This window comes from Rhodanobacteraceae bacterium, assembly GCA_024234055.1.
In the GTDB taxonomy this organism is placed as follows: Bacteria; Pseudomonadota; Gammaproteobacteria; order Xanthomonadales; family SZUA-5; genus JADKFD01.
Window position 1 is genome coordinate 65,062 of record JACKOW010000006.1, and the last position, 25,931, is coordinate 90,992.

Here is a 25,931-nt window from a genome sequence, read left to right on the forward strand (position 1 = left end):
CCGGCCCTCATTGACAGCCATGGTCGCGAGCGACGTCACGTAGCCCGCTGCGCGGACAACGTGACCTACAACAGCGGCGTAGCGCGGCTCCGGCGCGCGGTGGATGGGGGCTGGCCGCACGGCCGTTCGCGCCGGCGGCCGCGGCTTGGCTACAACAGCGGCGGGAGCTAGTGCGCCTCATCCCAGTTGGCGCCGATGCCGACATCCACCACCAGCGGTACTGCCAGTTCGGCGGCGGCGCTCATGCGTTCGGCGATGCCGTCGCGGTAGTGCGACAGCCGATCCTCGCGGATCTCGAACACCAGTTCGTCGTGCACCTGCATCAGCATGCGGATCTCGTCCTCGTGGGGTGACAGCCACCGGTCCATCTCGATCATCGCGCGCTTGATGATGTCGGCGGCGGTGCCCTGCATGGGCGCGTTGATGGCGGCGCGTTCGGCGCCCTGGCGGGCGGCAAAGCTCTTGGCGCGGATGTCGGGCAGATACAGCCGACGGCCGAACACGGTTTCAACATAGCCCTGCTCGCGAACCTTGCGGCGGGTGGTGTCCATGTACTCGCGCACGCCGGGATAGCGCGAGAAATACAGGTCGACGTAGTCCTGGGCCTCGCCGCGACCGATGCCGAGCTGGCGGCCGAGGCCAAAGGCGCTCATGCCGTAGATCAGGCCGAAGTTGATGGCCTTGGCGGCGCGGCGCTCATTGCTGCTGACCTCGTCCGGGGTCTTGCCGAAGACTTCGGCCGCGGTGGCGCGATGGATGTCCTGACCTTGCTTGAAGGCTCGCAACAGACCGGCATCACCCGACAGGTGCGCCATGATCCGCAGCTCGATCTGGGAATAGTCGGCCGCCAGCACCAGCCAGCCCTTGGGGGCGACGAAAGCCTGGCGGATGCGCCGGCCCTCGGGCGTGCGGATCGGGATGTTCTGCAAATTGGGATCGGATGACGACAAGCGACCGGTGGCAGCCACGGCCTGATGGAAGCTGCTGTGGACGCGGCCGGTGTCGGGATTGATCAGCTCGGGCAGCTTGTCGGTGTAGGTGCTCTTGAGCTTGGCCAGCGAGCGGTAGTCGAGAATCTTGCGCGGCAGCTCGTCGGCCTCGGCCAGCTCTTCCAGCGCCTCTTCATTGGTCGACGGTTGCCCGCCGGGCGTGCGCACCTTCACCGGCAGCCCGCGTTCCTCGTACAGCACCTGGGCCAGCTGCTTGGGCGAATCCAGGCTGAAGGGCCGGCCGGCAATGGCGTGAGCTTCTTCCTGCAATCTGATCATGGCATGGCCAAGCTCGCTGCTCTGCGTACGCAGCAGCGCGCCATCGATCAGTACGCCGGTGCGTTCCATCCGCGCCAGCACCGGCGCCAGCGGCATCTCGATCTCCGTGAATACCCGCGCCAGCGTCGGCTCGGCCTGCAGCCGCGGCCACAGCGTCTGGTGCAGGCGCAGGGTGACGTCGGCATCCTCGGCGGCGTAGGCGCAGGCCTCGTCCAGCCCGACCTGCGAGAAGCTGATCTGCCGCGCACCCTTGCCGGCCACATCGGCGTAGTGGATGGTGTCCACGCCCAGATACTTCTTCGCCAGCGCGTCCATGTTGTGCTGACTGGCGGTCGAGTTCAGCACGTAGGATTCGAGCATGGTGTCGTACCGGAAGCCGGCGACGTTGATGCCGTAGCGCATCAGCACGTTGATGTCGTACTTGCCGTTCTGGGCGATCTTGGCGCGGTCCGGATCCTCCAGCAGTGGCTTGAGCGCGGCCAGCACCTGATCCAGCAGTAGTTGCTGCGGCGCGCCGGCATAGTCGTGACCCACCGGGATGTAGCAGGCCGTGCCGGCCTCGATGGCGAAAGACAGCCCGACCAGCAGCGCCTGCTGAGCGTCGACGCTGGTGGTCTCGGTATCGAAGGCGAATTCGCTGGCCGCCGCAAGGGCTTTGACCCAGCGCGCCAGATCGGCCTCGGTCACAATCAACTCGCGCTTGAGTTCGGTGGGTGCTTTCGGCAGCTCGGCCGGCGCAGCCGGCGCCGATGATCCTGCCTCCGGCGCGGCGCCACCCAGTTCAGTCAGTGCCTGCTTGAAGCCGTAGCGCGCGTAGAGTTCCTTGAGCGGCTCGACCGCCGGCTCGGCGACCTTGAGGTCGTCGATGGTGACCGGCAGGGCGCAATCGGTCTTGACCGTGACCAGTTCGCGATTCAAGGGCAATCGCGGCAGTGCCGCGCGCAGGTTCTCGCCGAGCTTGCCGCCGAAATCGTCGGCGTGATCGATGACGCCCTGCAGGGTGTCGTACTGCCCCAGCCATTTGGCGGCGGTCTTCGGACCGCATTTGTCGACGCCGGGAATGTTGTCGACGCTGTCGCCCATCAGCGCCAGCAGATCGATGATGCGCTCGGGCGGCACGCCGAACTTGGCCTGCACGCCGGCACTGTCCAGACGCTCGCCACTCATGGTGTTGAGCCAGATGATGCCGGGCTCGACCAGCTGAGTCAGATCCTTGTCGCTGGTCGAGATCACCACATCCAGACCCGCAGCGCGACCCTGTCTGGCCAGCGTGCCGATGACGTCATCGGCCTCGACCCCGGGCTCGCGCAGGATCGGCACGCCCATGGCCTCGACGATCTTCAGCAGCGGCTCGATCTGCAGCCGCAGATCCTCCGGCATCGGCGGCCGGTTGGCCTTGTAGTCGGCGTACATCTCGTCGCGAAAGGTGGGCCCCGAGGCATCGAAGACGAAAGCCAGGTGTTCCGGCCGATCCTCCCGGAGGATCTTGCGCAGCATGTTGACCACGCCAAACAGCGCCCCGGTGGGCTCGCCGGCAGCATTGGTCAGCGGCGGCAGCGCGTGAAAGGCCCGGAACATGAAACTGGAACCGTCGATCAGATAGAGCGTGGACATGGCATTGGACGCTGGAGACCAGCCACAAGACTACGAGCATTTGCGCCGCTTCGCCCGCAGGCGCGGGGACCGGGCATTGGCGCGGGATGTTGGCAGAAGCGGGCCGCGAAGGACGCGAAGGAAGAGCAGAAAGGGCGCGAAGTAGAGCGATGGAAGGATGCGCTTGGCGCGGACGTGGTCCCGGCTTGCGCCATACCTGTGGGAGCGGACTCTGTCCGCGATCGAGGCTGCGGTCTACCGATGACTGTTTTCGCGGGCAGAGCCCGCTCCCACAAAGGCCCACGATCGCGATGGCGGCTGCATCGCTGGGCACGAAGTGCACCGACCCAATCAGAACGTTTTTCTTCGCGACCTTTCTGCTTTTCCTTTGCGTCCTTTGCGGCCGGCTCTTTCTCCAAACAGCGCGCCGCCCCGCCCCTCACCCAAAGGGCGCAATGCCAATCAGCCAGCGATGTGCCCAGAGTGCCATCAGCAGGTACACACCGATGCCGAGCACCACGGCGATGGCGTCGTTCCAGGCCGATGGCGGTGCCCCGGGCAAGGCTCGCGCCGGACGGGTGCGTGCCGAGGCCCAGTCGGCCAGGGCCCAGCCCAGGAAGCTGCCGAACAGCAGCAGATCGGCGCGGGTGGTGGTGCCGAGCAGATGGGCGCCGGCCCAGAGCACCGTGGCGATCAGCATGGGATGTCCGACGGCACGGCGGATGCGGCCGGGAAAATAGGTGGCGATCAACAGCGGGAACACCGGCAACAACAGCAAGGCTGCCAGATGGCGGGTCCACAGCGGCGGGCTGTAGACCAGCTGCGGACTCTGCCGCGCGGCGCTGTAGCCGATCAGGATCAACGCGAAACCGGCGATCGAGATCAGCGAATACAGGCCTTTCCAGCCCTTTTCACCCAGGCGCCGAAGCATGCGCTCGCGCCAACCCGGGGCCACGATCGAGATCGAATGCACGCCCAGGAAGATCAGCAGGCCGACGAACAGCAGATTCATGGCGTACTCCGCTTTGGGTACATCGGCGCCTAGGATAAGCTCAAGCCTCCGTCGCTGCTGGGATCTTGATGAGGAGGTCCAATTGAAAGTCGAACTCAAGTCCGATCATCCAGTCGGCGAAGGCAGCTGCAAGGCCGCTACCGGCAAAACACTGAGCGAATGGTTCGCGCTGATCGATGCCCGTGGCGGCCCCGGCCTGGGGCGACGTGAGATCGGTCAGTGGTTGTACCAGGAGATGAAGGTGGATCCCTGGTGGCCGGCCACCATCAACTGCGAATACGAGATCGCCCGTGGACAGCTGGAAAAGGATGGCAAGCCCAAGGGTTACACCATCTGCGCGACCAAATCGATCAAGGCCGATCCCGCCCGCTGCCATGCCAGCTTTGCCAGCGCAGCGGAACTGGATCGCTGGTTCGGATCCGGCAACCAGATCGAGCTCAAGGACGGCGGCAGCCTGACGAATGCCGATGGCAATCGCGCGACCGTCAGGAAGGTCAATCCCGGCAAGGTCATCCGCCTGATCTGGGAAGATCCGGATTTGACGGCGCCGACCCCCGTGGAGATCAAGTTCGCGCCGACCGGCGCCAAGACCACGGTGATGGTGACCATCGACCGATTGCAGACCCGCGCCGAGGCCGATGGCTACCGGCGCGCCTGGGGCGAAGCTCTGGACCGGCTCAAGGCGGTGCTGGAGGCGTAGCGGGCCCCTGTGGGAGCGGATTCATCCGCGATTGGCATGGCTCATCATTGAACCGACATCGCGGGCAGAGCCCGCTCCCACCGAGCTCCGCCCCCTGTGGGAGCGGATTCATCCACGATCGAGCATCTGTCAGCAACCAGCAACCAGCAACCAGCAACCAGCAACCAGCTACACGCCACCTGCAAGCCTCATCCGCTAAGCTTGGCGCCATCCACAAGCATGAGGAGCCCGCCATGTTGCAGATTGGTGACGCAGTACCGGATTTCAGCCTGGAGTCGGACAGCGCCGGCACGATCAGCTCGAAGAAGCTGCGCGGTCAGCGCTATGTGATCTATTTCTATCCCAAGGACGACACGCCGGGGTGCACCAAGGAAGCCTGTTCCTTCCGCGACAACATTCCCAGGTTCAAGGATCTGGGTGTGCCGGTCTTTGGGGCCAGCCCGGATGACGCCAAGGCCCACGGCAAGTTCGTGACCAAGTACCAGCTCAACTTCCCGCTGTTGATCGATCCGGAAAAGAAGCTGCTGGAGGCCTTTGGCGTCTGGGTCGAGAAGAGCATGTACGGGCGCACCTATTTCGGCGTGCAGCGGGCCACTTTCGTCATCGACGCCAAAGGCAAGGTCGAGCACGTCTGGCCCAAGGTCAAGGCCGAAGGCCATGCCGCGCAGGTGCTGGAGTACTTGCAGGGGGGCTGATCCGGGCTCGCCACACGGACCATCGCTGCGGGATCATCAGGGGACAGGGCGCCGCAGTTCGGCGCCGGGGAAATCCGTGTCGAATACAGCTTCGAATTCACGCTGGTCCCGTTGGCGTCGACTTCCAGTGGACGAGCGCAGCGTGGCGATCAAGCTGGCCATGTTGCTGCCCTTGCTTGACCTGTGCCTGCGCACCGTCGGCTTTCAGCGCACCTGGGCCTACCTGGGGCGCCGTTTGCCGGAGACGCCGCTGCGGAGTGAAGTCGGCTCGTCGCTGCCGTCGCCGGGGCGCATCGCCGATCTGGCCCGCGCGGTCGGTGCACATAGCCCGTGGCGCACCACTTGTCTGCGGCAGTCCCTGGCCGTGTGGTGGCTGTTGCGCCGTCGCGGGCTGGCGGCCGAGCTCAAGATCGGCATCGATCGCAAGGGCCCGCCCTTGCAGGCGCATGCCTGGGTGGAGCTGTCCGGCCAGGCGCTGGATCCGGATGCCGGCAGATACACGGCCTTCCCCCAAGTGCCCTCGAACTTGACGTCGATGCCCTGATGGGGCCTGCTACCGCCGTGCCCACGACCCCAATGGCCCATGGAAATTTCCGCTTCCCGACGTTTCCCCGACTGGCTGGCTGAGCTCGACATCAGCGTAGCTCTGAGTACCTATGAAGCCGGCAAGATCATTCTGGTCGGGCGCCGCAAGGATGGCGCGCTGGCTGCCAATGAGCGCAATTTTTCGCGTGCGATGGGCTTGTGGAGCGACGGTCAGACCCTGTGGGCGGCGACCGCCTTCCAGATCTGGCGTTTCGAGAATCTGTTGGCGCCGGGATATCTGGAAAAGGATGTCGACCGCATCTACGTGCCACGGTGCGGCCATACCACCGGCGATATCGATGTTCACGATGTCGCGATCGCACAGGGCCAGCTGCATTTCGTCAGCACCTTGTTCTCCACCATTGGCACCTTGTCGACGACCGCCAGCTTCAAGCCGTACTGGACTCCACCCTTCGTGAGTCAGCTTGCGGCCGAGGATCGCTGTCATCTCAACGGCCTGGCGGTGCGGGACGATCAGGTTCGTTACGCCACCGCGGTGTCGCCCAGCGACAGCGCCGAGGCCTGGCGTGATTTTCGCCGTGACGGCGGCATCGTGATGGATATCCAGTCCAACGAAATCATCGCCCGCGGTTTTTCGATGCCGCATTCGCCGCGCTGGTATCAGGATCGCTTGTGGCTGCTGGATTCGGGCAACGGCCGCTTCGGCTATCTGGATCAGCAACAGCGATTCGAGACGGTAGCCTTCTGCCCTGGCTACGCGCGCGGACTGGCTTTCGTCGGCAACTACGCCATCCTCGGTCTGTCCAGGCCGCGCGAACAAACCTTCAACGGCCTGGCACTGGACGCCGAGCTGGAGAAGCGCGGTGCCAAGGCGCGTACCGGCCTGGTCGTGGTCGATCTGAAAACCGGCAATCTGGTGCATTCGCTGTACCTCGACGAGCGCATCGGCGAGCTCTATGACGTGATCGTGCTGCCCGGCGTTCGGCGCCCCCGATTGCTCGGATTCAAGACGGCCGAAATCCGTCACACGCTGAGCATCGAAGGCCGAGCCGAGGTCTGGCGGTCCGCGAACGGAGATTGATCCTGCGGCCTCCCATGGTTCTCCACATTCTGTTTGTAGCCTTGACCCTGACATAGCCGACGTTGCCAAGCCGCTGCTGCTCGCAGCGCACCTGGCTGCTTCGGACCGATAGCAGGGGACGGCGCATGAAGGCCAGAAAACATCCATTGACGCAGGCCATTCGGGCCACGCTGTGTGCGGCTGTGATCGTATCGCCGTCCTTGCCGCTGCCAGCACATGCCGCGCGGGCCGATTGCGGCATTGCTGCCGATGCTGGCCTCTCGCCGTACGCGACCAGGACGGTGCGCGGCAGGCTGCGCGTCGCGGTTGTCGGCGACGGCCCTGCCGATCCGCTCCAGAAACCGTGTGCGAAGGCCGGTGCCGTCCGGATTGAGCGGGTCCAACTGAACGATGGTCGCGGCAAGCTGATCCAGGTCGCCGTTTCTTCCACGCCCCGAGTCGAGTCTGCGAAAGTGAGCAGCGGCATCGCCGTCGATTACGGCGATGCACCGGTGCCGTACCCCACTTTGCAAGCCAGCAATGGCGCCAGCCACGTGCTTGCGGGCCCCACGCTGGGCGCATTGCGCGACGCCGAGACCGATGGCGTTCCCTCGGTGGCGGCAGATGGCGACGACCTGGCCGGCAGCGATGATGAGGATGGCGTCAGCTTTGGTGTCGCTCAGGTGGGTGCGACCGACAACGGCGTGGTGGTCAACGTCCAGGGCGAATCGGGCAAGCTCGATGCCTGGATCGACTTCAACGGTGACGGCAGCTGGAACGGCGCGGACGAGCACATCTTCGACAGTGTGGATGTGGCGGTGGGCGACAACACGCTGTTCTTCGACGTGCCTGCCGAGGCGCGATCGATCACCACCCTGAGCCGCATGCGTATCACCCGCGCAGGCGGCATTGGCGTCGGTGGCAGCGTCGACAACGGCGAAGTCGAGGATCACATCCTCAGCCTGCAGGCACCGAACAGCAGCAGTGGCCAGTTCGTTCAGAGCGAGCAAGTACTGGAAACCGACACGACCACCAGCACCCAGGTCACGGTTCTGGCCGATCTGGACGGCGATGGCGATCTGGATCTGTTCACCGGCGGCTATGGCGGCTTTACGGCGGGCAAGAGCAACCGGGTCTACCTCAACGATGGCGCCGGCAATCTCATCGATACCGGCCAGCGACTGGGGACCGACGATACCTTTGGCGCCGACGCAGCCGACGTCGATGGCGACGGCGATATTGACGTGGCGGCGATCAACCTCGGCCAGCCGATTCGGCTCTATGCCAATGATGGCAGCGGTGTACTCAGCCTCGTCCAGAGCCTCTCAGCAGGAAACGCCGCCGACGGCCGCTTCGCCGACGTCGACGGCGATGGCGATCCCGATCTGATTGTCGGCGTGCTGGGCAACCCGGACCGGATCTACCTCAACGACGGCACGGGCACGTTCAGCGATTCCGGTCAGCGGCTGGGGACCGACTCGCGCACGCTGGGTATTGCGGTGGGCGATGTCGACAACGATGGCGATATCGACTTCATCGAGGGCAACGATAGAAATGACCGCAACGCGGTGTATCTGAACGACGGCACGGGCACTTTCAGCGATTCAGGTCAGCAGCTGACCAATGCTCGCACCAACGGCGTGGTGCTGGGCGATGTCGACGGCGACGGCGATCTGGATCTGATCGAGGCCACCACGGGCGGCTCGATTCTGCGCCTGAACGACGGCAGCGGCGGCTTCAGCGCCGGCAGCAGCGCGCTCCCCGGCAGCGACAACATCTACGATGTGGCGCTGGCCGACGTCGATGGTGATGGCGACCTGGATCTGGTCGAAGCGAACTACTACGGCTCCAACCGGGTGCAGCTGAACGACGGCAGCGGCAACTTCAGCGACAGCGGGCAAGCGCTGGGCGCGACCGACTCCGTGACCACGTCCATCTCCGTGGGTGATCTGGATGGCGATGGCGACCTGGATCTGGTCGCAGGCAACTACCGGCAGCCTGAAAAAGTGTGGATCAATGGCGCCAGCCCGGTCGAGCTGAGCGTCAGCGCCAGCAGCGGCAGCGAAGCCGCGCAGAGCGTGATTACCGTGACCGCCACAGCGACATCGATGGTGGCAAGCGATCAGAGCGTCGACCTCAGCGTCGACGGCACCGGCATCACCAGCGGCGACTACAGTTTGTCCGCGATGCAGATCGTGATTCCGGGTGGCAGCAGCAGCGGCAGTGTGAGCTTCACCGTGCTCGACGATGCGCTGCTGGAAGGCGATGAGACCGCGACCATCAGCATCACTGACTACTCGGTGGGGCTGGTGGCCGGAACCGTCCTGACCCAGGACATCCTGATCAGAGACAACGACGCGGCGCCGGTGCTGGCTGGCCTGTCCATCGCGCCCGGCAGCTTCAGCGAAAACGGCGGCAGCACCGTGCTCACCGCCAGCATCGTCACCGAGTCCAGCCAGGCCGGCTGCTTCGATCTCGGTTTTTCCGGCAGCGCCGTGGTCGGCATCGACTACAGCAGTGACGACGACGATGCCGGCACTGCTGGCAAGCAAGTGTGTGTCGCCGCGGGCGATCTCTCGGGAACAGTGACCCTGACCGGCATTGATGACAGCATCTTTGAAGGCGACGAGAACTTGAGCGTCAGCAGCGGTGCTTTCAGCGCCACGGCGACGCTCAGCGACGACGACAGCGAGCCGGTGCTCACGGCACTGTCTATCATCCCCGGCAGCTTCAGTGAGAACGGTGGCACGGCGATTTTGACTGGCACGGTGTCCAACACCTCGATCAGCGACACCTGCTACACCCTGAGTTTTGGCGGTGCAGCCACGCTCGGTAGCGACTATTCCAGCACCGATGCTGATGCCGGCACGATAGGCACCCAGCTGTGCGTGGCGGCGGGTGCTTCCAGCGGAACCCTGACGCTGACCGCCATCGACGACGGCGTCTACGAGGGCGACGAGAATCTGACTGCCAGCAGCGCTGGCCAATTAGCCAGCGCCACGATCAGCGATGACGAACCCGCACCCAGGGTGCAGTCGCTGGCCTTCACCGAGGCCAGCTTGTCCGAGACAGATTCGGATATTTTTCTGGTCGTCACCATCGATCAACTGTCGGATGTTGAAAGCTGTCAGACCATCAACCTGACTGGCACGGCTACCGCGAGCGTCGACTACAGCATGAGCGACGACGATCCCCTGACCGCAGGCATTCAGGCCTGCGTGGAAGCCGGCAGCCTGGAAACCGATCTGGCCCTGACGCCTATTGACGACAGTGTGTTCGAGGGCGACGAGACGATCATCGCCAGCAGCGGTGCCGGATTGGCCAGCGTCACGCTGGTCGACAACGAGTCGGCTCCGGCCATCACTTCGCTGGCGATTGCCCCCACCAGCTTCGCCGAGAACGCCGGCACCGCAGTCCTGACGGCCATCGTATCCAATGCGGCGACGGTCGACAGCTGCTTCGATCTTGGCTTCAGCGGTGCGGCAATTCTGGGTACCGACTACAGCAGTGCTGACGACGACGCTGGTACAGCCGGCACGCAGCTGTGCGTTGCGGCGGGCGATACCAGCGGAGCACTGACGCTGACGGGTATCGATGACAACATCTTCGAGGGCGACGAGAACCTCAGCGTCAGCAGTGGCAGTTTCAGCGCGGCGGCGACGGTCAGCGACGACGACAGCGCACCGGTGTTGACGGCTCTGGGCATCGCACCGCTGAGTTTCGGCGAAAACGGTGGCGTCGCCGTGTTGGCAGGATCGATATCCAACGCATCCACATCCGACGCCTGCTTCGACATGAATTTTGCTGGCGCGGCCCAGCTGGATGCGGACTACTCCAGCGCCGATGATGATGCCGGCAGCGCCGGTATCCAGTTGTGCGTGGCCGCCAGCGATCTCAGCGGCATGCTCGATCTCACGGCCATCGATGACACGGTGTTCGAGGGCGACGAGACACTGACGGTCAGCAGCAGCGGACTCAACGCGACAGCGACCATCAGCGACGATGACACGCGGCCGATGATCACCGAACTGGTGATCATGCCGGCATCATTCAGCGAAAACGGCGGCGTCGCGCTGGTGACCGCTTCAGTCTCCAATACCGCCACGACGGACACGTGCCTGGATTTGAGTTTTGCGGGTGCCGCCGCCGTCGGCATCGATTTTTCCAGCGGCGACGATGACGCTGGGAGTGCCGGTGTGCAGTTGTGTGTGAGTGCCGGCGACGGTACCGGTGATCTGCAACTGACCGGCATCGACGACAGCATCTTCGAGGGCGATGAAGCTCTCACCGTCAGCGCCGAAGGCTTCAGCGCCAATGCCACGCTCAGCGATGACGATGCTGCCCCGGTGCTGACCGGATTGCAGATCAATCCCGCCAGTTTCTCGGAGAATGGCGGTATGGCAGCGCTGACCGGCTCGGCCTCAAACGCCTCGACCACGGCCACCTGCTTTGATTTGAGCTACTCGGGCACGGCGCTGCTCGGCACGGATTTCAGCAGTACCGATGACGACGTCCTCACCCCCGGTATCCAGCTGTGTCTGGATGCCGGCGCCAGCAGCGCAGAACTGACGCTGTCGGGCATCGATGATCCGACATACGAGAACGACGAGCGCATCGTCGTCAACTCAGGGGGTTTCAATGCGTCGGCCATCCTCAGCGACGATGACCCGGCACCGACCATCACGTCCCTGCAATTCAGTCCCGCCTCGCTGGCAGAGAATGGCGGCAGCAGCAGCCTGCTGTTGCAGCAGTCATCCAACGCTGCGGTGGTCAACTGCTTTGACATCAGCTACACCGGACAGGCGCAACCGGGCATCGACTATCTCAGCGGCGACGACGACCCGATCCGGTCCGGTACGCAGCTGTGCGTGTCTGCAGGTGACACGGAGTCATCCCTGACCATCACCGCGATCGACGATGCGGTCTACGAAGGTAGTGAGACCCTCACGGCCAGCAGTGGCGGCGCACAGACCAGCGCCCAGTTGCTGGACGATGAAACGGTGCCGGTCATTTCCGGCGTCGATGTGGACACGGCGAAGCTGCCGGAGACCGGCGGGCTGGCAACGCTGCAGGCGCAGACCAGCGGACCGGCCTCCACGACGCGCTGCTTCGACGTGAGTTTTGCCGGCACTGCAAGCTTCAATCAGGATTACCTGAGCGAGGACCAGGATCCGGGCAGCGCCGGCATCCAGATCTGTGTGAACGCGCTGTCGCAGGCCTCGGATCTGATCATTGCAGCTGTCAGTGACAGCGAGCCGGAGCCGGACGAGACCATCAGCCTGCAGATCGGTGCCGATCCGGGATCCTCGGCAACGCTGTTCCTGATCGATGATGACCTGGAGCTTGGTCTGTTCCGTGATGGCTTCGAAGATCCTGTCCCGACGCCGCCCGTTACGCGCCATGCGCCTGACTGAATGCAGGTCACGCAGGCCGCGAATCGGCCTTCGTGACTCGCCGAGCCTGATCCTGGAGCGTTCATCCGCGGGTCTGATGAGCTGCTCAGCAGAAACGGATTCGCGAAACGGCGCATCTCCAGGGGCGGTGAGATGCCCACCGCGCCTGCAGTTCAATGCTCGCCGGGAGCTCGCAGCAGGATAGGGCCGCTGCTGTCCATGATCCTGGCGCCGTCCTCAGCTGCGCCACCGAAGTTGTTCGGACCGGCTGTTGGCGCCAGAGCCCGATAGCCGCCGTCATAGTCCCAGGTATTCACGTAGATCCGGGCGCCGGTCAAGGTCTGCGGACGGCCGAGCGCGGCGCGCGTCAGGGTGAAGGTGACGGTACGCGCCTCGGTGTCGGTGCTGATCTCGGCGGTTGGCGTCACCGCCGTTCCCTCCCTGTCGATGCTGGCGCCCTCTGCGCTGAACAAGGCATTGGACCAGCCGTGCGCCCGCACTCGATAGTGCCAGCGCATCTGCTGCGGCAGCTCGCTGTTCTGCAGCGGCATCTCGCGGGCGCCGCACTGGGACCGGCGCGAAGCAGAATCGGCACTGCAATCACGGTCATCAGGCAGTTCCACGAACAGCGTGAACGCCACATGGTCGAAGCCATTGGGTGGATTCCACGGGGTAAGGAGCTGATGCATGGTCAGTTCGACCCGCAGCGAGCCACCGGAACCGAACACGCGCACGCGCTGGATGTCGGCCGGACGCGCCAGCCGCCACCCGGGGTCGTCGGGATATTGGTAGCCGCCATCGGGGCCGTGATCATCGCCCTCCGGGTCGGGCAGATCCGCCAGCAGCTGCCATTCGCGCTGAACGTGAAAATTCAGGCCCGCCGACGCCTGTCCGGACTCGCCATCCCAGGCGACCACATGATGCTCGATGCCCGGATCGAGCATGTCACCGGTATCGACGGTCGTGGTCCAGCGGCCGCTGGCGTCGGGCTCGACGGTCTGCGCCTGGTCCAGCTGTCCATCGACGACGATCTGAATCGCGCGGCTGGCACGACCCGCGATGACAAAGTCCTCACGGTGGACCGAGTTCGAGATTGGCTCCAGCGTTGGCGCCATCCGTGCGGGCGCCGTGACCGCTTCCAGGTCGCCCGGCTGCCAGACGTAGCCACTGCGTGGCGGCAGTTCCAGACTGATCCGACCGGCACCATCGCTTTGCAACCGTGGCGCCTTGCCATCGATGGCGAACAGCGGTCGCAGGCGTGTCCCGGGCGCCAGCGCCGTGGGCAATCGATCGAGCAGCGTGCGCTCATCGCTGCTGTTGAAGACGACGATTGCCTGTTCGCCTTCGAGAGACATGCGCCAGGCCAGCGCCCCGGCGCCGGCCGGATTGCGATGCAGAATCTCGGGCGTGCCGCGCGACAGCACGGGATGACTGCGGCGCAGCGCGATCGCGGACTTGAGGTACTGGAACCAGGGCGACTGGGTGTCGAAGTGGTCTCGGCCGCCGGAGCCATAGCCGGCGGCAAACATCGCCGCGCGTGGCTCGCGGAAACCCTGCTCGGTGCCGTAGTAAATGGTCGGAATCCCCGGCAGCGTCAGCATCGCCAGCAGGGCCTGACGCAGCGCCGCCTCGCTGCCGCCGGCGAGAAAGCGGTCGACGTCGTGGTTGTCGATGAAGCTCGGCATCAGGTGCGGCTGGGTGTGGATGCGCATCATTGCCTCGATGCGCTCGGCCAGATCAGCGGTCGGTCGGCCACGGGCGTAGACATCGACCAGACTGCCGTAGAGCGGAAAATTGAGCATCCCGGGCATGCGCGGTTGGCCGTTCTCACCGCGCATATAGCGGTCGATCTTGCGCATGCCAGCCTCGCTGCCGGGCGCGTCGAGCACGAAGCCCTCGCCGAAGACATGGAACTGCTCGCGGCCGGCAGCCCGCGCCACCCGGTCGATGCCGGGATATCTCGTATCCGCCGAGTACAGGAAATCCTCGAAAAACGCCGGCGGCACATAGAAGGCGGTATCGACCCGGAAGCCATCGACCCCGACCTCGCGGATCCACCAGCCATAGCTCTGGCGCAGGGCCTGGCGCACGCGCGGGTTCTCGGTGTTCAGATCGTCGAGCCCGGACATCTGGAAATTGGCTTCCTGCTCGGGATCGGCAAAATCGCGCACATTCGGCGTGTAGTGATAGATCGCCGCCGCGCGCTGCGCCGGGTCCAGCACATTGTTGAGATCGAAGGGTGGCTGGGTGGGTGCGCTGTTGCCGTCGGGGTCTGGATGGCGGCGGAAATTCCGGGTGGGATCGGCCGGATCCCAGGGCCCGTCGTAACCGAAATAGTCGCCGGTGTGATTGACGACGATGTCCTGCAGCAGATACATGCCGCGCTGGTGCAGGGACTCGCTCAGCTTCCGATAATCTGCCAGCGTGCCGTAATGGGCATCGACGGCCATGAAATTGCTGGCCCAATAGCCGTGGTAACCGGTGTGCTCACGGGTCGGGTTCCACCATTGGTTGGCCACCGGCGGCGTGATCCACAGCGCGGTGGCGCCCAGATCGTGAATATATTCGAGTCGCTGCGTCAGTCCGCGCAGATCGCCGCCGCTGTAATGGCCGCCGCGGCCGGGATCGTATTCGCCCACACCCTGATCGTTGTTGCCAGGATCGCCGTCGTCAAAACGATCGATCATGGCGAAATAGATGATCTGATCGCGCCAGTCCGGCGATGGCATCGCCGGTGCGAGGGTGACTTGCGCAGCCGGTTGATTTTGCTGCGGTGCAGCACAGGCGGCCAGCAGAGCACTCAATCCCATGGTCAGCCATCGAACCGACATTGGCATCTTTTGCAGCGGCAATGGGTACCCCCTGGGCGCGATCCGGAACGGGTCGTTCGTCGTCGCGCGATTGCGTCAAGAGGGCAGTCTTGCCGCTCCTAAGCGACGACCGGTAGTGCAGGCACCCAAGTTTCACCATGAATACGTATACAACGAGTCCTTAACAGATGGCCGCTGCGGCTACCATTTTCGCCACGTCGCAGAGGCAGGGGTCGCCGCTGACGTAATCGAGTCTGGAGACAGTGCAAAGCCCGGTTTTCTGGCTGTCTCCAAGTGCCCAAAGAAACGCCCAGCAGTGGAGGGGGAGATGTTGAAACTCAAGCGCAACATGTTGTTCATGGCGTTGGCTTCGGCGACCTTGATGGTTTCCGCAGGTGCCTACGCGCAAAACGCCGATGACCAGGACCAGACCATGACCGCCAAGGAGCGCGAAGCTGCGCGCAAGGCGGCCGCGGCTGAGAAGGCCAAGGAAATGGACGTGGTCGAAGTCACCGGCATTCGCCGCGGCATCGAGAGCGCCATTTCGATCAAGCAGGAATCGACCTCCATCATCGAGGCGGTATCGGCCGAAGACATCGGCAAGTTGCCGGACTCCAGCATCGCCGAATCGATTGCCCGTCTGCCGGGTCTGGCCGCGCAGCGCGTGGCCGGTCGTGCCACCACGATCAGCATCCGCGGTCTGGCGGGCGACTTCTCGACCACTCTGCTGAACGGTCGCGAGCAGGTCTCCAGTGGCGACAACCGCAGTGTCGAATTCGATCAGTACCCCTCGGAACTGCTCAATCAGGTCGTGATCTACAAGACCCCCGATGCCAATCTGGTCGCCCAGGGCATCTCCGGCACCGTCGATCTGCAGACCGTGCGTCCGCTGGCCTTCGGCAAGCGGGTGGTCTCGGTCAATGGCCGCTACGAGAAGAACTCGGTCGGCGAGGTCAATCCGGGTTATGACGACACCGGTTACCGTCTCAGTGCTTCCTACATCGACCAGTTCGCCGACAACACCATTGGCCTGGCCATCGGTTTTGCCCGTCTGGACTCGCCCGGTCAGGCCGAGCGCTGGAACGCCTGGGGTTACCCGACCGACACCGTCGGTGGTCAGGCCAACACCCTGATCCTCGGTGGCTCGGAGAGCTTCGCCACGTCCACCTCGAATGTGCGCGATGGTCTGATGGCCGTGCTCGAATGGCAGCCCAGCGAGAACTACAACGGCGCGCTGGACCTGTATTACTCCAAGTTCGAGCGCGTCGAGACCACCCGCGGCCTGCAGACCGGCTTGCATTGGTCCGGTGCGCCGCTGACCAATGCCGTGGTCGAGGACGGTCTGGTCGTTGCCGGCACCTACGACGGCGTGCGCCCGGTCTTGCGCAATGACCGCAACAAGCGCGAAGACGACATCTTCGCGATTGGTTTCAAGAACGAGTTCACTTTCAACGAATACTGGACCGGCATGGCCGACTTCAGCCATTCCAAGGCCAACCGCGACGAGTCCATCCTCGAAACCTATGCCGGCGCCGCTGGCTCGGACATCGTCAATTTCACGCTGAACCGTCGTACCGGCCTGCCCAATCTGGATTTCGGCATCGACTACACCGATCCCAATGTCATCCAGCTGCGCGATCCGGGCGGCTGGGGCCAGGACGGCTACATCAAGTATCCGAAGTTCGAGGACAAGCTGGATTCGGCGCGCTTCTCGCTGACCCGCTCGCTCGACAGCGAGATGTTCAGCAGCTTCGATTTCGGTTCCAACTGGTCCAAGCGCAGCAAGAGCCGCGCCGTGGCCGAGGCTTTCCTCGACCTCGCCAACAACCGCCAGCCGCTGCCGATTCCCTCGAACATCCTGCAGAGCGCCGGCAATCTCAGCTTCACCGGTATCCCGGGCACCATTGCCTACAGCGTCCCCGGTGCCTTCAATCTGTATACGCCGCGCACCAACATCAACCAGGACATTCTCAACAAGGACTGGGAAGTCAACGAAACCGTCATCACCAGCTACTTCAAGCTGAACATCGACGGCCAGATCGGCGACATTCCGGTACGCGGCAACCTTGGCATCCAGTACGTCAATGCCGATCAGGAGTCCGAGGGTTTCGCGGTGCCCGGCGGCAATGCCACCCAGGCCCAACCGTTCAAGGGCGGCAAGGACTACAACGATGTGCTGCCGAGCTTGAACCTGATCTTCTCGCTGACCGATGAGCAGAGTCTGCGCGTGGGTGTGGCCAAGCAGCTGGCACGTCCGCGTATGGATCAGATGCGCGCCAACAACGGCTTCGGCATCGACACCACCCGCGGCGAGTGGTCGGGCGGCGGCGGTAATCCAGAGCTCGAGCCCTGGCGCGCCACCAGTTTCGATCTGTCCTACGAGTACTACCTGTTCGGCGGCAAGGGCTATGTCAGCGCGGCCGGCTTCCACAAGGACCTGAAGAACTACATCTACGATCAAGGTGTGGACTTCGACTTCAGCGTCTTTGACCTGAGCGGCTTCACCGGCCAGATTCCGACCTCGACCATCGGTCGCTTCACCCGTCCTGTGAACGGCGAGGGCGGCTCCATCAACGGTTGGGAACTGGCACTGTCGCTGCCCTTCGGCGAGTTCGTGCCCATGCTGGACGGGTTCGGCATGCTCGGCAGCTACTCCGATACCCGCAGCGGTGTCCGGCCGCAGGGTCCGGGTACCAGCCAGCCACTGCCGGGTCTGTCGCGCTATGTCTCCAACATCACGCTGTACTACGAAAAGTACGGCTTCTCGACCCGAGTCAGTCAGCGCAGCCGCTCGTCCTTCATCGGCGAGATCCAGGGCTTCGGTGCGGATCGCGAAACCCGCTACGTCGAGGGTGAGGATCTGATCGACTTCCAGGCGGGCTACTCCTTCAGCGGCGACCTCGATGGTCTGACCGTGCTGCTGCAGGTCAACAACGTCACCAACGAAGCCTATCGCGAGACCTTCCGCGATCCAGGCACGCCGGACCGTCCGCGCTCCTACAACGAGTACGGCCGTACCTACCTGCTCGGCGCTTCCTACAAGTTCTAACAACGACCCCAGGCAGCACCCTTCCCCAGCCCCTGTCGACCGCAAAGTCGACAGGGGTTTTTTCTGTGCGTAGGAGCGACCTTGTGTCGCGACCGGCGTCCCATCCGCCGGCGCGAAAACCGGAAACCGCGTTGGTCTGTTACCAGAAGCAGAACGCAGAGAACGCTGAGAGGCGCAGAGAACGCAGAGAGAAGCTGAAACAAGATTGCCGTTGCTCTTCTCCGCGTTCTTTGCGCCTCTCTGCGTTCTCCGCGTTGAAGATTTTTCCCACATCGCTCGACGGTGGAATCGCCTGCGGCGGTTCCACCCTGCAATCATGCGATTCTCGAACTGGATACCTGGAACACAGCCATGAGCGATCAACGCATCCAGACCGTCGTCATCGTCGGCGGCGGCACCGCCGGTTGGATGACCGCGGCCACGCTGGTGAAGCTGATGGGGCCGCTGCTCAAGATCCAGCTGATCGAGTCGGAAGAGATCGGCACGGTCGGCGTTGGCGAGGCCACCATTCCGCAGATCCGAAATTTCAACGGCACGCTGGGGCTGGACGAGAACGAGTTCATCCGCGAGACCCAGGGCAGCTTCAAGCTGGGCATCGAGTTTGCCGACTGGCTGCGCGAGGGCCATTCCTACCTCCACGCCTTCGGTGTGGTTGGCGGCCGCGATCTCGGTCTGGTGCAGTTCTATCACTACTGGCTGAAGCTGCACCGCGCCGGCCTGGCGCCCGCGCTCGGCGCTTACACCTTCAACCACATCGCCGCCCGCAACAACAAGTTCATGCGCCCGGTGAACCGGCCGAATTCGCCGCTGGGCAGCATTTCCTACGCCTTCCATTTCGATGCCGGTCTGTATGCCCGCTTCCTGCGTCGCCGCAGCGAGCCGGCGGGCGTGGAGCGCATCGAGGGCAAGGTGGTCGATGTCGCCCTGAATCCGGAATCGGGATTCGTCGAATCGGTGCAGATGGACAGTGGCGCGCGCATCAGCGGCGATCTGTTCATCGATTGCTCGGGATTTCGTGGTCTGTTGATCGAGCAGGCGCTGCAGACCGGCTATGAAGACTGGAGTCATTGGTTGCCAGCCAACCGGGCGCTGGCCGTGCCCTGTGCCTCGGCCCAGCCGTTCACGCCCTACACCCGCTCGACCGCGCGCGAGGGCGGCTGGCAATGGCGTATTCCGCTGCAGCATCGCACCGGCAACGGCTATGTCTATTGCAGCGATCACGTCAGCGACGATCAGGCGGCGGCGACCTTACTCAGCCATCTGGACGGCGCCGCCCTGGCCGACCCGCGCCCGCTGCGTTTCGTCACCGGCAAACGCAAGCAGTTCTGGAACAAGAACGTGGTCGCCATCGGCCTGTCCAGCGGATTCCTGGAACCGCTCGAATCGACCAGCATCCATTTCATCCAGACCAGCATCAGCAAGCTGATCGAGTACTTCCCCGATCGCCGCTTCGATCCGGTGGCGATCGCCGAATACAACCGCCAGGTGCAGTTCGAATTCGAGCGCAGCCGCGATTTCATCATCCTGCACTACAAGGCCAACGAACGCGGTGGCGAATTCTGGCGTCGTTGTCGCGAAATGAGCATTCCCGATGCGCTGGCTCAGAAGATCGAGCTGTTCCAGCGCAACGGCCGCATCCACCGCGAGAATCAGGAGCTGTTCGCCGAGGTCAGCTGGCTGCAGGTGATGGTCGGCCAGGGCATCCTGCCCGACACCTGGCATCCGATGGTCGACCTGCTGCCAGAGACGGAACTGCGGCAGATGGTCGAAGGCACCCGCGCCGTACTCGAAAACTCGGTGTCAGTGATGCCCACCCACGCGGAGTACATCGCCCAGAATTGCCGCGCACACCCGTTGTAGCGGCTTCGCGTCGCGACCGGCGCGCCATCGCGAACACCGGGAATCGCGGCGGTCCGTTGCCAGAAGCAGAACGCAAAGAACGCAGAGAGTCGCCGAGAACGCGGAGAACAGCAAAGCTGTCTTGAATCAGCTTCTCTCTGCGTTCTCTGCGAACCTCAGCGTTCTCTGCGTTGAGGATTCTTCCAACAGGCGCCTCACGCTGCCATCCCGACGGCGGGTTCCACCCTACTTCAGCAGCGGCGTGTCCAGCGATTTGAGCTTGCCGCCGGCCACCTTTTCGGCGGTGGCGATGAACTCGGCGGTGCTGATCTTGCGCTTTTTCATCAGCGAACGAGTGACATCGTCCAGGTTCTTGCGGCCCTTGCTGGCCTTCTGGATCTCGCGATCGACGTCGTGCAGCAGCATCGCCGCGCGGGCGGTAATCGGTCCGCTGGAGCGCTCGCTGCGCAGGGTCTGGATGTCCTTGCCCCAGTCGGCCAGCCACTGCAAGGTGCGCTCATGGCGGGCCTCGGTCATGCCGCCGCTGCGATACAGCAGTTCGACCGCATAGAACTCGGCCAGACCCTCGGCCAGCCAGTCGTCATCGGGCTGGGCGCCGCGGATGCGGGTGATCACGTGGGTGAGTTCGTGCAACAGCGTACTCGTGGCGTTCTCGCTCACCATCGGTCGATCCAGATGCAGGTACAGCGAGCGCGGCGCCGACAGGCCGCCGCGCCACATCGGATCGGGCCCCGAGACAATCAGGATCTTTGGCGGCAGCATGCCGAAAGCATCCTTCATCGCCGGCAGCGTGTAATTCAGGAAGGCCAGCATGTCCATGCGCCGCATGCCCTCGTCCTTGGGCGCGCCCAGGGCCACTTCGGTGCCGGCGATGACCTCGCGGCGGGTGCCGATATCGCCGACCAGCATCCAGCCCACGGGGCGATCGAAAAGGCGGTCGGCATCTTCAACCACAAAGCTGCCATCCGGCGCCGGCAGATAAGGGGTGTCCAGGTGCCAGGCCTTGGGGACCTCCAGCTCCAGGCGCGCCCGCGAGGAAGCGCCCTTTTCCGCCCGCACCTTGGCACTGGGAAAGACCTGATCGCCACGAAACAGCGCCCAGTCGCCGGGGAAATAGCTGCGATAGGCGCCGTTGGCGCGGCGCTCGTCGATCTTCACCCGCCAACGGATGACGCCGCCCTTGGCGGGTGGCACCCAGATCGCGCGCGCGCCCTTGCGCGTGAGCTCACCGTTGGCGCTGATCTCCGAATAGCGTGCCGGCGGGAAGTTGAAATCGAGCTGGCGCAGCTGCTCGCTGCCCGGGCCCAGGGTCAGCGACCCCAGCGCCGTGTGCGTCTTGGTATCGAAACTCAGGCGCCAGGTCAGCTCATACGGGACGGCGGCGGCCTGACCGGCCACCAGCAGCAGCATCAGTGCGACGATTCGAAGCATCGTTCAGGCTTCCGTCAACGGCAGGAAAGAGCGCGATTCTGCGGGCAAACAGCTGAACCCTGCTTGCTTGTTGAAAATCCCGGAGTGTCCCGGTCGTCCCTGGTGGTGTGCTTGTTCGCGCATCAAACTGTCGGCGATCTCGGGGCTTCATTTATTGTCCGCAAAGGACGCAAAGGACGCGAAGATTTCAATAGCTGTCTTGTTGAGCACGATCTCTGGCGACACCGCCAACCGAAATCTTGGAATCGCTCTACTTTGCGTCCTTTGCGGAAAATGATTATTGATTCAAGCACTTGCGGAAAATTTGTTGAGAGAGTGGGCTCTGCCCGCGATCAGGCGTTCCAGCTGCGCGAGCGATTATCGCGGACGAAGTCCGCTCCCACAGTATCGGCCGTGCCGGCTCTTGGTCTTACGTGCCCTCTCGCCCTCTCGCCCTCGTGCCCTCGTGCCCTCGTGCCCTCGTGCCCTCGTCACCCAACTCACTCCAGCAGCGACAGCCAGTCATCCGGAGTGAGGCCTGCGGCCAGACTCTGGCCGGACTCGTCGAACAAGGCATCGGCCAACTCGCGTTTGCGCGCCTGCAACGCCAGGATGCGTTCTTCCACCGTGTCGGCGGCGATCAAGCGATACACGAACACCGGCTTGTCCTGACCGATGCGGTGAGCGCGATCGGTGGCCTGGGATTCTACGGCGGGATTCCACCAGGGGTCGTAGTGGATGACGGTGTCGGCGCGGGTGAGGTTCAGGCCGAAGCCGCCGGCACGCAGGCTGATCAGGAACACCGGCACCTCACCGCGCTGGAAGCGCTCGACCGGGGTCGCCCGGTCTTCGGTCTGACCGGTCAGCTTGACGTAGCGGATGCGCTCGGAGGCCAGCTCGGCCTCGACCAGTTCGAGCATGCTGGTGAACTGGCTGAACACCAGAATGCGCCGACCGGCGGCGATCAGCTCGTGCAGCATGTCCATCAGATAGTCGAGCTTGGCCGAAGGCACGGCGCGACTGCTGTCGCGCGGAATCAGCCGCGGGTCGCAGCAGATCTGGCGCAGGCGCATCAGCCCTTCGAGCACGCGCATGCGGTTGCGGTCAAAGCTCTGAGCGGCAATGTAGCCGCGGATCTCCTCGGCGTAGCTGTCGCGCAGCGTGTCGTAGAGATCGCGTTGCCGCCCCTCCAGGGCGATGCTGCGGGTGACTTCGGTCTTGGGCGGCAGATCGGCAACCACCTGGTCCTTGGTCCGGCGCAGCAGGAAGGGGCGAATACGCCGGCGCAGGCGTTCACGGGTGTCGCGGTCGCGACTCTTCTCGATCGGCTTGCGGAAATGGCGGGTGAAATCGGCCCTGGAACCGAGCAGCCCGGGCAGCAGAAAATCGAACTGGGCCCAGAGCTCACCCAGATGATTCTCCAGCGGCGTGCCGGTCAGGCAGACGCGCTGGCGGGCCTCCAGCTTGCGCGCGGCGCGGGCCGCCAGCGTGGCCGGATTCTTGACCATCTGCGATTCGTCCAGCACCACCACATGCCAGGGCTGCGCCACCAGCGCCTCGACATCGCGCGCCAGCACCGGATAGGTGGTCAGCACCAGATCGGCCTGCGGCAATTGCTTGCGACGCTTGCCGCGTTCGGGTCCGGCCAGCACCAGCTGGCGCAGGCTGGGGGCAAAGCGCGCGGCCTCCGCCGCCCAGTTCGGCAGCACGCTCTTGGGACAGACCACCAGACTGGGTCGGTCGTTGCGGCCGGCCTCCTGCTCGCCGACCAGATAGGCCAGCACCTGAAGGGTCTTGCCCAGGCCCATGTCGTCGGCAAGGATGCCCGACAGCCCGGATTCACCCAGAAAGCGCAGCCAGGACAAACCCTCGATCTGATACGGCCGCAGCTCGGCCTTGAGACCCTGGGGTACTGGCGTTGCCGGCAAGCCGGCGTAGCGCGCCAGTCGCTCGGCCAGCTCACGCACGGCGCTGTTGCCGGTCCACAAACGCCGGCTTCCGCCGAGCTCCTTTTCCAGATCGATCAGGGCTGCGGCGCGCGCGCGCGGCAGCGTCAATCGGCGTTGATCGACGGCGCCGGCCTCACCCAGTTCGTTGAGCGTGTCCAGAATGAAGCGCAGGCGTCCGGCGGCGATCGGCAGGCGCCGCTCGCCCGGCAGTGTCAGGGCGACGATGGCATCACTGGCATTGGGCAGATCGTTGAAACGACCATCGCGCAAGCCCTCGCGCAGGGTCGGCAGCAGATTGATGCGCTCGCCGTCGACGTCGATGCCGAGCTCGACGGTGAGTGCCGACTGCAGCGAGTCGGCGTCGATCTCGCCATAGAAACGGTATTCGGTGTCGATCAGCTTGAGCGGGAAGCGCGGGCCGTATTCCAGGCGCCAGCCCTCGCTGCGCAGCCGCGGCAGCATCACATAGCTGAATTCGTTCAGCGCTTGCGGATCGCCGTCCGGGTTGATGACCCAGTCGTGCTGCTGCAGGCCTGGATGATCGAGTTGGGCATGGCGATTGGAAATCAGGCCCAGCTGCTTCAGGCGGGTGGCCAGCTCGCGTTCGCGACCACGGTCGCGCGCGTACAGCCGCACCTTGTGGCCATCATAGACGTTCAGTTCCATGCTCGGATCGGCCTCACCCACGCGCGCCGGTCCGTAGCGGAAGGACAGACGGGCGAAGGCGATCAGGCGCGCCGTGCGTTGCCCGCGGGCCTCGTGGGCGGCGGCGCTCTGGTGCAGCGTCAGGATCGGCACCGGCGATTCCACCGGCGGCTGCTCGATGTCCAGATGCCGCGGACGCGGAAATTCGGGCGGCAGCTGCTCAGCGTGGCGTTGCAGGAAGGCGTCCACGGCGCTGGCGGCCAGCGGCGCCAGTCCGGCCAGTTCACTGATCAAGGTCGGCGCCAATGGCGAGTCGATGCGACCGATCTGGCGTTGGATCGGATCGGCATAGAGCCAGGTATCGCCGGTGTGCAGCACCGGGGCGCCGTCTGCGCTCACACCCAGGTGCTGGCAGCCGCGGGCATCGATGCTCCAGGCCCAGTCCAGCGTGCGATCCGGCCCGGGCGTGAGCAGCACGCCCGCGCGCTGCCAGGCGCAAACGCCTTCGCCTGCCACGCCGAGCACGGCTTCGAAGGCAGTGGCGCCAGGTATGAACCAGTACTGGCCCTCGAACCAGACCGGTTTGGCGCGGCTGGCCACGCCCAGCAGCAGCCTGGAATCAGCCGACAAGGTCTCCCGCAACTCGGCCTTGAGGCCGCTGGCCGCCAGTGCCTCGAAGCGCCAACCGCCACCGCCGGAGGAAACGACCCAGCGTCCTAGCCGAAGACCGAGTACACGCTGGTCGCCCAGGCTGTCGGCCAGCCAGCCGATACGCCCCTCCAGCGGCAGTTGCTCAGGCTGGGTGGGCGCCCGGGCAACGCTGGCCGGCTCCGACCCGACATCGCCACCTGCGTGCAGCAGCAATGCCACGGCATGCTTGCAGGCCACCTGCACCGGACAGCTGCAATGCGATTCGATGCGCCACCGCTCGTTGCGCAGCCAGGCCCGCACATGTACCCGATAGGGGGTGCGCCGCGAGCCGCGCACCTCGCCCACCAGGATCCGTTCCTGCCCGCTCTCGCGGCGCTCGATCCACAGCACCCGATGCTCGCGCGCATAGCGCAGCCCACGTCGCAGATCGACATCGGCGAAACTCGCGCGCAACTGATCGAGCCCAGGTCGCCACATGATCGAAAGGTCTACTCCGGGTTGGGCAAACCTTGAAGCTTACCATCGGCGCAGCATGGCGATGGTGAGGGCGGGCGGGGCGTGACGGTGGTCGCGACGATCCTGTCCTGAGGCAGCGGGGTGGCCAGAAGCTGGACGCAGAGAACACAAAGGAAAGCAGAGAGAACGCGAAGTCCGAAAGGCGTAGGTTGGGCTAAGCGCAGCGTGCCCAACGATTCGTACCGATGATGGGCACGCTGCGCTTCGCCCAACCTACGGTTGATGCCCCTTTTGCAGTGTCGGGCCGACACAGATGGCTCGCAATGACGCATTGGATGCTGGCGGCATGGGTCAACGGAGTGCACGGCGCGGCGAATGCTTGGGGAGCCGAACAAACAACGTCCAGACAAGTCTGGACCGACAGATCCCTCAGATCCGGGGCAAGAGCGGCTTAGCCTTCCCCGCGCCCTCGCGCCCTCGCGCCCTCGCGCCCTCGTGCCCTCGTGCCCCCGTGCCCCCGTGCCCCCGTGCCCCGTGCCCCGTGCCCCGTGCCCCGTGCCCCGTGCCCCGTGCCCCGTGCCCCGTGCCCCGTGCCCCGTGCCCCCGGAACCGCTGCGTAGCCCCCAGCCCGCACGCATTCTTAACCGCAACCTGAGGAACAGTTCGCAAACCGCGGTTCTGCAAGGAATATATGCTGTGGTATCTTGGCAAGGCGGGGTCGAATGGGCGCGGTGTCGGCGGTTCAGGCGCCATGTGCTTCAATAGACCCGAAAGTCCGTCGTTGCGCGGACCGTGGCCGCAGCGCAACGAACCCACGGCAGAAACCGGGCCGAG

Annotated in this window: 12 protein-coding genes; 7 read left to right on the forward strand and 5 right to left on the reverse strand. The window is 64.5% G+C overall.

Annotated features, from left to right (window positions below; translation table 11 throughout):
- Positions 1-167 precede the first annotated feature (167 nt).
- Both polA and H7A19_12095 read right to left on the reverse strand, forming a co-directional pair.
- Entirely contained in the window at positions 168-2,882 is a 2,715-nt protein-coding gene (polA, locus tag H7A19_12090; protein MCP5475567.1) for a DNA polymerase I, read from the reverse strand.
- 418 nt (positions 2,883-3,300) lie between these two features.
- Positions 3,301-3,873: an NnrU family protein gene (locus H7A19_12095; GenBank protein MCP5475568.1), complete on the reverse strand. Its 573-nt coding sequence runs from the start codon at positions 3,871-3,873 to the stop codon at positions 3,301-3,303.
- An 82-nt stretch (positions 3,874-3,955) separates the two neighbouring features.
- Here H7A19_12095 and H7A19_12100 point away from each other — a divergent pair, with 82 nt between their 5' ends.
- From H7A19_12100 to H7A19_12120, 5 genes are all read left to right on the forward strand, one after another.
- On the forward strand, positions 3,956-4,573 hold the full coding sequence (locus H7A19_12100; GenBank protein ID MCP5475569.1) for an SRPBCC domain-containing protein: 618 nt from the start codon (positions 3,956-3,958) through the stop codon (positions 4,571-4,573).
- Positions 4,574-4,806: 233 nt separating this feature from the next.
- The gene (gene bcp, locus H7A19_12105; GenBank protein MCP5475570.1) at positions 4,807-5,268 is read left to right on the forward strand and encodes a thioredoxin-dependent thiol peroxidase; all 462 of its coding nucleotides are present in this window, start codon (positions 4,807-4,809) and stop codon (positions 5,266-5,268) included.
- A gap of 142 nt (positions 5,269-5,410) precedes the next feature.
- Entirely contained in the window at positions 5,411-5,812 is a 402-nt protein-coding gene (locus tag H7A19_12110; GenBank protein MCP5475571.1) for a lasso peptide biosynthesis B2 protein, read from the forward strand.
- Positions 5,813-5,851: 39 nt separating this feature from the next.
- Entirely contained in the window at positions 5,852-6,895 is a 1,044-nt protein-coding gene (locus H7A19_12115) for a TIGR03032 family protein (protein ID MCP5475572.1), read from the forward strand.
- A gap of 125 nt (positions 6,896-7,020) precedes the next feature.
- Entirely contained in the window at positions 7,021-12,288 is a 5,268-nt protein-coding gene (locus H7A19_12120; GenBank protein MCP5475573.1) for a VCBS repeat-containing protein, read from the forward strand.
- Between the two features lie 152 nt (positions 12,289-12,440).
- Here the strand turns inward: H7A19_12120 and H7A19_12125 are convergent, their stop codons facing one another.
- On the reverse strand, positions 12,441-15,098 hold the full coding sequence (locus H7A19_12125; GenBank protein ID MCP5475574.1) for an alpha-amylase: 2,658 nt from the start codon (positions 15,096-15,098) through the stop codon (positions 12,441-12,443).
- Between the two features lie 307 nt (positions 15,099-15,405).
- Here H7A19_12125 and H7A19_12130 point away from each other — a divergent pair, with 307 nt between their 5' ends.
- Entirely contained in the window at positions 15,406-18,126 is a 2,721-nt protein-coding gene (locus tag H7A19_12130) for a TonB-dependent receptor (protein ID MCP5475575.1), read from the forward strand.
- Positions 18,127-18,477: 351 nt separating this feature from the next.
- Positions 18,478-19,986, forward strand: a complete 1,509-nt coding sequence (locus H7A19_12135) for a tryptophan 7-halogenase (protein MCP5475576.1) — start codon at positions 18,478-18,480, stop codon at positions 19,984-19,986.
- Positions 19,987-20,211: 225 nt separating this feature from the next.
- On the opposite strand, the gene H7A19_12140 is transcribed toward H7A19_12135, so the two are convergent.
- Entirely contained in the window at positions 20,212-21,417 is a 1,206-nt protein-coding gene (locus H7A19_12140) for a hypothetical protein (GenBank protein MCP5475577.1), read from the reverse strand.
- 479 nt (positions 21,418-21,896) lie between these two features.
- Positions 21,897-25,118: a DEAD/DEAH box helicase gene (locus H7A19_12145; protein ID MCP5475578.1), complete on the reverse strand. Its 3,222-nt coding sequence runs from the start codon at positions 25,116-25,118 to the stop codon at positions 21,897-21,899.
- Positions 25,119-25,931 lie beyond the last annotated feature (813 nt).

Excerpts from the sequence above, each read along its gene's own strand:
- polA (MCP5475567.1), bottom strand. The coding sequence starts at position 2,882 with ATGTCCACGCTCTATCTGATCGACGGTTCCAGTTTCATGTTCCGGGCC.
- H7A19_12095 (MCP5475568.1), bottom strand. The coding sequence starts at position 3,873 with ATGAATCTGCTGTTCGTCGGCCTGCTGATCTTCCTGGGCGTGCATTCG.
- bcp (MCP5475570.1), top strand. The coding sequence starts at position 4,807 with ATGTTGCAGATTGGTGACGCAGTACCGGATTTCAGCCTGGAGTCGGAC.
- H7A19_12115 (MCP5475572.1), top strand. The coding sequence starts at position 5,852 with ATGGAAATTTCCGCTTCCCGACGTTTCCCCGACTGGCTGGCTGAGCTC.
- H7A19_12120 (MCP5475573.1), top strand. The coding sequence starts at position 7,021 with ATGAAGGCCAGAAAACATCCATTGACGCAGGCCATTCGGGCCACGCTG.
- H7A19_12125 (MCP5475574.1), bottom strand. The coding sequence starts at position 15,098 with ATGTCGGTTCGATGGCTGACCATGGGATTGAGTGCTCTGCTGGCCGCC.
- H7A19_12130 (MCP5475575.1), top strand. The coding sequence starts at position 15,406 with ATGTTGAAACTCAAGCGCAACATGTTGTTCATGGCGTTGGCTTCGGCG.
- H7A19_12135 (MCP5475576.1), top strand. The coding sequence starts at position 18,478 with ATGAGCGATCAACGCATCCAGACCGTCGTCATCGTCGGCGGCGGCACC.
- H7A19_12140 (MCP5475577.1), bottom strand. The coding sequence starts at position 21,417 with ATGCTTCGAATCGTCGCACTGATGCTGCTGCTGGTGGCCGGTCAGGCC.
- H7A19_12145 (MCP5475578.1), bottom strand. The coding sequence starts at position 25,118 with ATGTGGCGACCTGGGCTCGATCAGTTGCGCGCGAGTTTCGCCGATGTC.